This is a genomic window from Microbacterium testaceum (assembly GCF_001476655.1).
GTDB classification, from domain to species: domain Bacteria; phylum Actinomycetota; class Actinomycetes; order Actinomycetales; family Microbacteriaceae; genus Microbacterium; species Microbacterium testaceum_C.
This window is the reverse complement of sequence record NZ_LDRT01000104.1, coordinates 1-9,074: the sequence shown is the minus strand read 5'-3', so window position 1 is coordinate 9,074 and position 9,074 is coordinate 1. Positions and strand designations below refer to the sequence as shown.

Below are 9,074 nucleotides of genomic sequence, written 5' to 3'. Positions count from 1 at the left end.
ACGCGTAAGATCGTCGGCAGCGTCAGATGGGTATAAGAGACCGCTCCCACCCCGGCGAGGCCCAGGCCGACGGCGCCGAGGGAGACGCCGCCGAGCATCGCGGCGTTGTCGGCCGAGAACTGTTCCAGAGGGGTGCGATAAACCTCACCGGCGACGAACGTGCCCCGTACGAAGCCGACCGCGATGGTCATGTTCTCGCCCGGTCCGAGGTTCGCGGCGCGGGCGGACCAGGTCAGGGGCGCGCCTGCTCCTCCTGACGGGGAGATGTCGCACGGGGTGCGGGAGCCCAACGGCCCCTGATAGCAGGACGCGGCACCGTCGAGTGCCGCCTCCGCCAGGTCGGCGTCGACCCGGAGCCGTGCACTGACCTCGCCGTACGGCTGCTTTCCGTCGGTGCCGTTGATGTCGCGGTAGAACTCGTCGGCGTCGGTGTCGCCGAAGGACCGGATCGTGTCGCGCTGCGTGTACGAGATGACATACGTCTGCACGCCACGGACGTAGGTGTCGTCCCCGGTCAGGACCCGCACCTCGCGTCGGCTCTCCTCCACCTCGTACGGCACCGGTGAACCGTTCCCGTCCGTGACCGACACGACCTCGGTGTGCAGCGGGATGTCGTTGTAGTCGTCGGGGATGACGCGGACGATCCCCTTGTTCTGGTCCTCGTCCGGGAAGCGCGCGACGATCGTCTCCGTGACGTTCAAGGCGGCGTGCCCGTCCGATGTCCGGGTCAACAGCATGTCGGCGTCGAAGGAGTCGAACGTGAAGTCGTTCACATCCGCGCGCGCCGACGGCGCTCCGGCGAGCATCAGCGCGAGGAGCGCGAGAACGAACACGGTGGCGAGCGCGACCCGACGGGGTCGGCGGGTCGAGGCGGCGGCATCCATGCCTCGACGGTAGCGAGCGGGGGTTCCGAGCGACTCCGCCCCACGGGGGAGTCAGGGAAGGAGCACGCTCGCTGTCGGATCGTCGCCCGACAGGTCGTCGCCGGCGACCGCCATCACCTCGATCTCCTCCAGGACGGCCGTGCCGGAGAGGGTGGTGAGGAAAGCGGTGTCGGCGGCGTCGCGTCCGGTGGCGATCCTGACGTACTCTGCGCGGGGCGCGAGCCGCGTGGCATCCACGACCTCCCAGCGCCCGTCGACGAAGGCCTCGACGACCGCGTGGAAGTCCATCGGACGCAGTCCCGGCGCATAGACGGAGGCGAGACGTGCCGGGACCCCGACCGCGCGCAGGAGCCCCGCCGTGAGATGCGCGTAATCGCGGCAGACCCCCTGTCGCAGGAGCAGGGTGTGGATGGCCGTGTCCGTCGGGCCGCTCGAACCGGGTGTGTAGGACAGGTGGGTGAAGACCCACTCGGGAATCCTTCGGACGTTCTCTGCGGGGGTCGCACCGCCGAACCATGCCAGGGCTGTCGCCGCGAGTTCGTCGGACGGCACGAACCGGCTCGGACGCACGTACCTCAGCGAGTCGACGGTATCGGATGCCGTGGGCCCGGCCGGACGGTCGACCTCGGCGCGATACGTCACCACGACGTCCCCCACGGGCAACGTCGCGCGGTGCAGGCGCGTGCCGTGATCGTCGAGGACTTCCTCGACCGCGATCGGGTGGCCTCCCCTCGTCAGCGAGAGGTCCTCGACGCGCGCCCAGCCCCGGGCGACGGCGATCGAGAGAACCGCGTCGGTGTCGCTTTCGACCCGGAGGTCGAGGCGGGCCGAGACGTGCGTGCTCATGCCGCGACGTCCGGGGCCCCCGCCGCCGGGGGAGCCTTCACCGCGTCCGTCCCCACGCCGTCGACCGCCGCGCGCATGCGGTCGAGGAACTGCGTGACCGCCGTCGCCTCCGCCTCCGTCATACCGCGCGTGGCGAGCATCATCTGCGCGTGCATCGAGCCGAGGACCGCGCGCATGTCGTCCTCGGTGCGGGGGGTGACCGCGATGAGGACCTTTCGTCGATCGCTCGGATGCGGCAGGCGTTCGAGGTGCCCCGACTTCTCGAGACGATCGAGCAGAGCGGTCATCGAGGCGGTCGAGATACCGAGGTAGCGCGCGAGGTCGATGGGGGTGACATCGAGGCTGCGTCGCCCGTGTTGCGTGAGGAATCGGAGCACGAGCATCTCGTTCTCGCCCATCGCCATGGACGCCTGGGTGCGCCGTCTCATGGACATCTCGGCCGCACGGTACTCGCGCAGAGATTGCATCACGCGGGCACCCCGTTCGTCGTCGGTGCTGTCGCTGTACCAGTAGGACGGGGGACCCGCGCCGATGTCGGTCATGAGAGTCCCTCCGAAAATTCTTCCTGATATCTCGCTTGCCTATTCGCTAGTCTACCTAGTAAGTTCCTGACTAAGCAACGAGGAGAGGGAAACATCATGGCGAAGCTGTTCTACGGCACTTCCACCGAGCCGATCGAGATCGACGACCGCATGCTGGCGCACGTCAAGGTGGTCGCTGCGACCAAGCTGCGCCGTGGCGAGAGCTTCACCCTTTCCTGGACTCACCGCGCGGATGAGCCGGGCGGACGCTCGACCATCTGGCTCCAGCCGGCGATCCCGCTCCGGTTCGTCTTCGACTCCGAGCAGCCCGAGGCCCTCGACCAGGAGCTGCTCAAGCGCCTCGCGAACGACGCGAACTCGTCCCGCGGACTCAGCCTCGACGTCTCCATCGAGAAGGAGGCCGTCGCCCCGGTCAAGGCACCCGCGCGTTCTTCGACGCAGCGCTCGCTGGTTCGAGCCGCGTGAGTCGGCCCCGTCCCGTCGCCTGACGGGGCAGGGGCGCTCACTCGAGCGTGACGTCCTCGGGACGCGTGTGTTCGGACGCCGGTCCGTCGCCGGTGCGGCCCTCCGACCGTATGCGGATCACACCCGCCGCAAAGAGGACCGAGCCGCCCACGATGAAGACCAGCTTCACCGAGGCGTGGGCGTCGGGTGCCAGGAACAGTGTCGGCGTGGCGAACACGAACGCCGCGGCGGCACTGAGAACAGCTCCGAGCGGGAGCGAGCTCCTGGATTTCACCGCGTCTCCCTTCGCGTCGGGTTTCAGCCTAGAGCGCGTCCCTTGGGATCCCCGTAGCCGCACCTGTCTCCTCCGTCCCGGGGCGGACCACGATGTCCTCGCGCGGTGACGGTTCCCGAAACGACGAAGGGACCGTTCCCCCGCAGCGGATGGTCGATCTCTCCTCGCACTCACCGCTCCGGCGGGCACGTCCGCGGCGCACGCGGCGTCCGCCCCCGCGACACTGGCCCTGACCGGTCTCGTTCGGTCGCTTGGGGGGCGTGCCGGCTCAGTCGCGGTCCGTCTCCTCGGTCTGGGGCGTCCCCTCATCATTCTGTTCGACGCCGACCGCGCCGGCGGTGTCATCGTCCGCGAGGTCGACGCCCGCAGACCCACCCCGTGGTTTCGCGCGGAGGAGCTCGTTCATCTCGGTCATGAAGCTGCCGACCTGCTGCTGCTGCCACCGCAGGTCGCGCGTGCGGTCCTCGGCATCGCGGAGAACGGATGCCGCGTGCTCGGTGATCTTGTCGGCGATGCGCTGAGCGCGCTCACGAGAACCGTCGAGGATCTCTCGAGCGCGCACCTGGGCGTCGGCCTCGACCTGTTGCGCCTGGGCGCGAGCGAGGCGTTCGTAGTCATCCGCACGGGCGGAGATACGGCGCGCGTGTTCGAGGGCGGCGGCCACCTGCTCGCTGGCGTCACCGGTGATGCGTTCGGCGTGCGCGACCGCTTGGTTGTGCAGCACGAGGAACTCTTGCTGCGCCTCGTCCTGTCGGCGGGTCAGCGATTCTTCGAACTCGAGCACCCGCGCGGTCATCTCCCGCACGTCGCGCTCCGCTTTCGCCCGCAGTTCGCCGGTCTCTCGAGACACCATGGAGCGCAGGGCGGCGGCTCCCTTCTCGGCCTCGGTGCGAATAGCCACGGCTTCGCGCTCGGCCTGCGCGACCTTCTCCGCCGCGTGAGCACGTTCGCGTTCGAGCCGCGCGGAGTGCGCGGTCGACTCGGTCTCGATGCGCAGGCGAACCTGATCGGCATCGTGTTGCGCTTCGGTGCGGAGGCGGTTCTGATCGGCGACGGCCTCGTCGCGGATCGCGGCGGCCTCGTCGTGGGCGCTGGCCAGGAGCCGTTCGGCCTGGCCGACGGCATTCTGTACGAGCACCCCGGCCTGTTCCTCGGCGACGCGAAGGATGGCGTCGAAGTGTTCTCGACCCCGTTGGGGGTCGTCGTCTCCGGCGTCGCGGTGGGCGAACTCGTCTGACAGAGCGTGGACCTGCGCCTCCGCGTCCGCCGCGCGCGCCGATGCGGCACGAAGCTGCTCCTGGAGGCCGGTGACCTCCTCGGAGTAGCGGCGGGCGGACTCTTCGAGCTCGGCGTCGTGCTCGGCGCGCTGCTGCGCGAACATCGCCTCCGCGCGACGCTTGGCGTCGTGAGTGTCCTCCGTGGCCCTGCGCACGCGATCGGCGAGCTGCCGGATCGCTTCGTCGACCGCGTCGCGGTCGTATCCGCGGAACCCCACAGGGAAGGCCGTGGTCGCCTCGGAATCTCCGGCCGTCGACAACAGCTCGTCGAGGAAGGCGTCGTTCTCCGCGCTGCCCGTCCCGTCGTCGCGGCCGGCATTCCGGTGGTCGTTCGCGATCTCGCGGTCATCGGTCACGGGCAGTCCTCCTCGCGGTGTCGCGTCCGGATCGCGGGCGCTCCTTCGATTCAACCGCACGTGGGCGACGGTGTGAGAGTTCGGAGGAGGTTCATCAAGGGGATGCGCGGTCTCGACAACCGGGTGCCGTGGAGCGAGACCGCGCATCCTGGGGAGAGCGATCGTGGAGAAGAGGGTGCTTGGGGGAGAACCACTCGAGATCGCTCGAGATGAGACTGGCACGCGGAGGGTCGCGGAGCGTCGGGAATCACGCGATCCTCACCCCAAGAATCGCCCTCGGCCGGTCTCGCTTCACACGAACCGAGCACGCGATCCAGAGAAGACGGGCAGAGCCGCATCCGCTGCGAACAGCCCCCCGGCACGATCGCGCTCTGCAGGCTCTGCCCGCCGCATCAGCATCCGACCGCCCCCGTCGACGGCGTCACCGTGCGGGGACGAAATCACCCCCGAGCCGCAGGCAAGTCATCCACGGGGGCGAACCGGACCCGGGTCAGCGCGCACGGTAGGGTGGCCAGGCCCCTGACGACGCGCGGAGAGCCGAATGACCCAGACGACACAGCGGTCCACGGGGACCACCCCGCGAGCTCGACGAGAACGTGCCGTCGTCCTCGCGACGGGGGGTTCGGTCGCGGCCTTCGCGAGTGCGGCGCTCATCTGGTTGTCCCGCTCGTGGGAACCGAGCGTGCACTATGTGAGTCAGCTGGGTGCGACGGGGATGTCCACCGCTCCGGTGTTCAACCTGGCGCTGCTGCTCCTGGCCGTCGCCACCTTCCTGGTCGACCGGGCCGTGGCCGGCAGCGCGCGTCCATACCGGGTGGGGTGGCCGATCGCGACGACCCTTGTCGCGTGCGGCCTCTGCTTCGCGCTCGCCTCCGTCGTGACCTGCTCGCCGGGATGTCCCGTTCCCTTCACACCCGGCGCACTTCCGCAGGATCTCGTTCACATCAGTTCCGCGGTCACTGGGTTCGTCCTGGCCATCATCGCCATGGGGCAGGTGGCGACTCTGCGTCGGCGCCCGTGGATGCGTGCCGCGAGCGTCGCCACTCTCGTCGCCGTGGGGGCGACGTCCTTCACGGGCGCCATGCTCTCGCTCTTCCGAGGCGACACGGTTCTCGGGGGCAATCTCGAGTTCACGGCGGCGACGCTCGCCATCTCCTGGTTCGGAGTCTTCGGACTGCAGGTGGCGGCCGATGAGCGCGCCGCCGCCTCCTGATCTCAGGCCTGAGCCGCGAAAGACCGCACCGGGCTCAGGCGGGTCGCCCATCGTGCGGGCACGATCGACGCGAGCAGCGGAGGAGGAAGAGGACCTCTCGACTGGACCGAGAGTCCAGGTTGCCGGTCGGCCCGTCCGCGAAGACGAGGTCGGGAGTGGTGGCGAGCGCACGGGCGATGGCGACGCGCTGCTGCTGTCCGCCGCTCAGCTGGTCGGGGCGGTGATCCATCCGCGTCTTCAGCCCGAGGGTGTCCACGAGCGTCGCGACCCGCGCCGCCTCCTGTGCGGTGGGGCGCCGGGCGTCGAGGTCGAACGGCAGCCGGATGTTCTCGGCGGCCGTGAGGGTGGGAACGAGGTTGAATGACTGGAAGACGAACCCGACGCGCCGTCGGCGCGAAGCGCGACATCTCGCCGCGTCCGTATCGGGGAGGACATCGATGCCGACCCGTCATTCTGGAGGGTGATGAGCACCACCGCCCTCCTCGCCGGCCGCCACCAAGTCGGATGAACCGTTAGCGTGGACGCGTGAATCGACGATTGCTCTGGCGCATCCTCGTGTGGGCCGCTCCGGTCGCCGCGTTTCTCGTCATCCTCGCCGTCCTTCGCGGAGCGGGCGTCCCGCTGACGTTGCCCGGAGTGGTGCTCACCCTCGTGCTTCTCGTCGTCGTCCGATTCGCGGTGGTGAAGGTGCGTCGCCGAGCCGACCGCGGTCGAGTCGGCCGTCGTCGCGTCGATCGTCTCTGACGGGGCGTCGCGACGACGGCCAGGTCATCCCTCGTTCTCGCTCTCGATCAGACCCCATGCGTGTGCCGCGCGGATGGCGCTCGCGCGGTCGGAGACCTCGAGCTTGCGGTAGAGGCTCTGCAACTGCGTCTTCACCGTGTTCGGCGAGACGACGAGAACCCGGGCGATGTCGGCGATCGTCGACGCGGGTGTCAGCTGACTCAGAACGACCTGCTCCCTCTTGGTGAGGTGCGGGACGCTGACGGATGATGCGAAGAACGATTCGCGAGCCGCGACCCGATCTCGAGCCGCTCCCGAGAGCGCCCCGAGCACCATCGCCCGGTCCTCCGGCGCCACCGCGCTCCAGGGACTCCACAGATCGAAGCGGATGCTGATCGCCTCGGCCCGCTGCATCGTGCTGCGCTGGGCGGCGGAGCCATTGAGCCGGATGTCCGCCACGATGCTCACCACCATGCTCTCCAAGGACGCGCGAGGCGAGGACTCCTGATGGATCCCCCACTTCACGCTCAGGACGAAGGCCTCGTGCGCGCGCCCCGCATACAGCTGCGAGAGCGCGATCGCCGGGGCCGTGGCGGAGGAGAGCCCGAACGGTCCCTCGAACAGAGCCAGCGCCTTTCGCGCCTGCCGAAGGGCGATGAGGACCTTTGCGCGCGCCGTGAGCATCTGCGTGGATTGGAAGTGCGACGGCGGTGTGCTCCGGGCTCGCGTACCCCACGAGCGCAGCATGCCGAGAGCATCGGGAGCGGCACCGGAGAGCAGGAATGCGAGCGCCTGAGTAGAGGCCGCGTAGGGCCACAGCTCCCGGGCGGAGGCGGTTGCCGGCACGCTCTCGAGGAACTTCCGCGCTTCGTGCGCATCGCCGCGCTCCAGCGACAGCCAGGAGACCGCCAGGCGGGTGGCCTCACCCCACGGGGTCTCGAACCAGCTGTCGTCGCGCGTGCGCTCGACGATCGACTCGGCGCCGCGGACGTCCCCGTCGAGCAGCGCGATCACGGCCAGGATCCCGTTCGCCCGCATCCGTTGCGGGGGAGGCGCCATTCGTTCGACCTGACCCATGGCCAGCGAGGCGTCACGCAATCTCCCCATCGCGAAGTGCGTCATCCCGACCTGGTACCAGCCCTCGATGGTGACGTCGGTGCCGAGATCCTGGCGACGGCGAAGGGCATCGATCAGCAACGCCGCCGATTCGGTGGCGAGGGCGAAGCGTCCTGCGGCCCGCAGCAGGCTCACCCGCAGGGTGAGGCCCAGGATGTTGCCGTGCGCGGCGGCCTTCGCCTCGGGAAGCTTGCTGAGCGCCGAGACCACGGCGATCGGCGTCTCCGTCGACGTGGCCGTCTCCGGATCAAGCGTAAGGAGGGTGTCGACGGCGATCGGTTCAGAACCCGCGTGAGCACGCAGGGCGGTGATCAGGTTACGGAAGACGGTGACGTCGCGAGCCCAGATCTCCGCCCCGGACGAGCGGAGCACGGAGGCGAGCGTGCCCCATTGGCCCGCGTCTGCAGCCAGCTGCGCCGCGCGCAGGGGTTCGCCGGTGGCGACGAGATGCTCCAGCAGACGCAGCCGGGTGCGCTCGACCAGCGCGGGCTGTCGTGTTTCGATCTCCCGCAGCCACTGCGCACGCACGGGTTCGGCGAGCGCGAGGCGCGTCGAGCTCGGCCAGACGAAACCGGCGTCCTGAAGTTCGCCGAGAAGCTGCTGCGTGGTCCCGACGGTCGGATCGATGCCGATGGCGTCGGCCAGATCGACGTTGATGAAGGGTGCGACGGCGAGGAGGCGCAGTTCGTCGGTGACGGGCGTCGCCAGCCGCTGCTCCATGTCGGTGGTCAGTGAGCGACTCGCGTGTTCGGCGACCGCTTCCGCTTCGTCGCGGCTGCGGAGTGAGAGGCCCTCGAGCCGGAGGCGCGAGCTCACCAGCTGCGCGAGCGCCGGCCAGCCGTGGGTGCGCGTCATCAGCACGTCGAGCGCCGCGTCGGTGGCATCGACCCCGTTGAGTTCGAAGACGAGGGCGAGCTCGGAGCGCGACATCAGCAGGTCCGAGGGCGGGAGGACGTGCACATCGAACTCGAGCGCGACCAGGGGACTCTCGAGTCGGGTGACGTGTCGCGTGGCGACCACCACACGAAGGGCGGGGTTGGCGCGAAGCGACTCGAGGATCCGGTCGGAGGTGAGGCCAGACCTGTCGGTCAGGTTGTCGATGAGCAGGATGTGCTGCGCGGGGCCATCGTGGAAGGCCGCGGACACCTTCTCGAACAGCTCGGGCGAGGTCTGCTGCGCGTCGATGAGCTGGACCCCCGCCTCCGCGTCGTCGGCAAGCGCCGCGGCGAACTGGCGGAGCAGGGATGTCTTGCCCACCCCGGCGGGTCCGCGCAGGAGCACGACATCGCTCGTCACCGCGTCCTTCAACAGGGAGATCGTGTCGCAGCGGGGCGTCCAGAAGCGGCTCGAGCGGCGGGATGCTCGGGCGGGGGAGGGT

At 69.5% G+C, this 9,074-nt stretch carries 8 protein-coding genes and 1 pseudogene; 3 read left to right on the top strand and 6 right to left on the bottom strand.

Annotated features, from left to right (window positions below):
• Positions 1 to 935 precede the first annotated feature (935 nt).
• Positions 936 to 1,730, bottom strand: coding sequence for a transglutaminase-like domain-containing protein (locus tag NS220_RS13865; RefSeq protein ID WP_058624622.1), 795 nt, complete (start codon positions 1,728 to 1,730; stop codon positions 936 to 938).
• Entirely contained in the window at positions 1,727 to 2,272 is a 546-nt protein-coding gene (locus NS220_RS13860) for a MarR family winged helix-turn-helix transcriptional regulator (protein ID WP_058624621.1), read from the bottom strand. Before NS220_RS13860 ends, NS220_RS13865 begins: the two co-directional genes overlap by 4 nt.
• Before the next feature lie 96 nt (positions 2,273 to 2,368).
• Between NS220_RS13860 and NS220_RS13855 the strand changes: the two genes are divergently transcribed.
• Complete coding sequence (locus NS220_RS13855) at positions 2,369 to 2,737, top strand: DUF7882 family protein (RefSeq protein ID WP_058624620.1); 369 nt, start codon at positions 2,369 to 2,371, stop codon at positions 2,735 to 2,737.
• A gap of 37 nt (positions 2,738 to 2,774) precedes the next feature.
• Here the strand turns inward: NS220_RS13855 and NS220_RS13850 are convergent, their stop codons facing one another.
• Entirely contained in the window at positions 2,775 to 3,011 is a 237-nt protein-coding gene (locus NS220_RS13850) for a hypothetical protein (RefSeq protein ID WP_058624619.1), read from the bottom strand.
• A 268-nt stretch (positions 3,012 to 3,279) separates the two neighbouring features.
• On the bottom strand, positions 3,280 to 4,644 hold the full coding sequence (locus NS220_RS13845) for a cell division initiation protein (protein ID WP_153004297.1): 1,365 nt from the start codon (positions 4,642 to 4,644) through the stop codon (positions 3,280 to 3,282).
• Between the two features lie 541 nt (positions 4,645 to 5,185).
• Between NS220_RS13845 and NS220_RS13840 the strand changes: the two genes are divergently transcribed.
• A complete protein-coding gene (locus NS220_RS13840; protein ID WP_058624618.1) occupies positions 5,186 to 5,857 on the top strand; it encodes a DUF998 domain-containing protein in 672 nt (223 codons plus the stop codon).
• A 64-nt stretch (positions 5,858 to 5,921) separates the two neighbouring features.
• Here the strand turns inward: NS220_RS13840 and NS220_RS13835 are convergent.
• Positions 5,922 to 6,254: pseudogene (locus NS220_RS13835) on the bottom strand (ABC transporter ATP-binding protein); the annotation flags it as partial.
• Between the two features lie 128 nt (positions 6,255 to 6,382).
• Between NS220_RS13835 and NS220_RS13830 the strand changes: the two are divergent.
• A complete protein-coding gene (locus NS220_RS13830) occupies positions 6,383 to 6,601 on the top strand; it encodes a hypothetical protein (RefSeq protein ID WP_153004296.1) in 219 nt (72 codons plus the stop codon).
• A gap of 24 nt (positions 6,602 to 6,625) precedes the next feature.
• Here NS220_RS13830 and NS220_RS20620 read toward each other — a convergent pair.
• Positions 6,626 to 9,074: helix-turn-helix transcriptional regulator (locus NS220_RS20620; protein WP_058624616.1), on the bottom strand; the 2,449-nt coding region annotated here is incomplete at its 5' end.

What these genes read in the sequence shown, in the direction of transcription:
- NS220_RS13865 (WP_058624622.1), bottom strand. Translation starts at nt 1,730, where the DNA reads ATGAGCACGCACGTCTCGGCCCGCCTCGACCTCCGGGTCGAAAGCGAC.
- NS220_RS13860 (WP_058624621.1), bottom strand. Translation starts at nt 2,272, where the DNA reads ATGACCGACATCGGCGCGGGTCCCCCGTCCTACTGGTACAGCGACAGC.
- NS220_RS13855 (WP_058624620.1), top strand. Translation starts at nt 2,369, where the DNA reads ATGGCGAAGCTGTTCTACGGCACTTCCACCGAGCCGATCGAGATCGAC.
- NS220_RS13840 (WP_058624618.1), top strand. Translation starts at nt 5,186, where the DNA reads ATGACCCAGACGACACAGCGGTCCACGGGGACCACCCCGCGAGCTCGA.